Source organism: Mycobacterium sp. MAA66 (genome assembly GCF_041261665.1).
Taxonomy (GTDB): domain Bacteria; phylum Actinomycetota; class Actinomycetes; order Mycobacteriales; family Mycobacteriaceae; genus Mycobacterium.
The window spans coordinates 1-1,069 of sequence record NZ_JBGCCC010000029.1 but is presented as its reverse complement, the minus strand read 5'-3'; the positions used below and the strand labels follow the sequence as shown (position 1 = coordinate 1,069).

At 64.4% G+C, this 1,069-nt stretch carries 2 protein-coding genes; one reads left to right on the top strand and one right to left on the bottom strand.

Annotation, left to right across the window (positions count from 1 at the left end; all coding sequences use genetic code 11):
• Positions 1-33: 33 nt before the first annotated feature.
• The gene (locus tag ABIA30_RS27395; RefSeq protein ID WP_370071357.1) at positions 34-594 is read right to left on the bottom strand and encodes a TetR/AcrR family transcriptional regulator; all 561 of its coding nucleotides are present in this window, start codon (positions 592-594) and stop codon (positions 34-36) included.
• Positions 595-683: 89 nt separating this feature from the next.
• Here ABIA30_RS27395 and ABIA30_RS27390 point away from each other — a divergent pair.
• Positions 684-1,069: 4-oxalocrotonate tautomerase family protein (locus tag ABIA30_RS27390; protein ID WP_370071355.1), on the top strand; the 386-nt coding region annotated here is incomplete at its 3' end.

Genomic DNA, 1,069 nt, shown 5'->3' with positions numbered 1-1,069 from the left:
CCTGAAACATCGGCGTGGTGGTCTTGGTGATGCCTATCGCTCGTCGTGCAGAAGTGCTGTGAGGGCACGCGCGGCGTCGTCGAAGGGTTCGATGCTGCCCGCCGCTCGACACAAGACGTGGGCGCCCTCCAGAATGGCGAGCAGCATCTGCGCCAGGTCGGATGCAGCGCTAGGGTCCATGCCCGCTGACGCGAGACGCTCTGCGAGTTGATCAACCCACGAGGACAAGGAGGCTGCTGCGACGGCTCGTAGCGGGCCGGACTCACCGGTAGAGCCGACAGCGACAGCCGCTACTGCGCACCCTCCGCCCGCAGCGGACGCCTCGACTACGGGCCGGATCCCGTGAACGAACGCCTCGACCACGCCGCGCGGAGTCGTCGCCTCCAGAGCGGCAAGGTCTCCGCGGACCTGTCGGCCGTTGGTCTCCGCGGCCTCCGCCGCCATCTGTGTCTTGCCGCCCGGAAAGTGGTGGTAGATCGCGCCTCTGGCGGCGCCGCTGCGCGCCAGCACGTCGCTGAACGACATGCCCGACAAGCCGCGCCGTTGGAGCTCCACGATGGCGGCATCGATCATCCGCGCTCGAGTATCACGCATGGTTGGCTCTCTCCAAGACTTGACTAGTACGCGCGTCCTAGTACTCTTCGATTAGTACGCTCATCCTAGTCCTTGACCTTGGAGCCTCAATGCCGATTACCGTCACAGCCCCGACCGGAGTACTCACCCATGACGGCGAACGCGCGGTGATTCCTCGATTGACACACGCCGTGCTCGATATCAGCGGGGGCATCAGAAATGACTTCTTCACATCGCTCATCGGCGGCGTCCTCAACATCCTGCCCCCCACGAACATCTATGGCGGCGGGGTCAATCGACCGATAGTCATCGTGGAACTCAAACTTCCCAACATCGGGCTGCCGTCAGTGGACGACCGGCGCGAGTTCATTGACGCCGCGACCCGAATCGTCGCCGAATCGACACGCCCCGACCATGATCCGAACAACATCTGGGTCAACGTGATCAACGCGCCCGACGGCGGCTGGGGCATCGCCGGGCGGGCATACACACGCGA

What these genes read in the sequence shown, in the direction of transcription:
- ABIA30_RS27395 (WP_370071357.1), bottom strand. Translation starts at nt 594, where the DNA reads ATGCGTGATACTCGAGCGCGGATGATCGATGCCGCCATCGTGGAGCTC.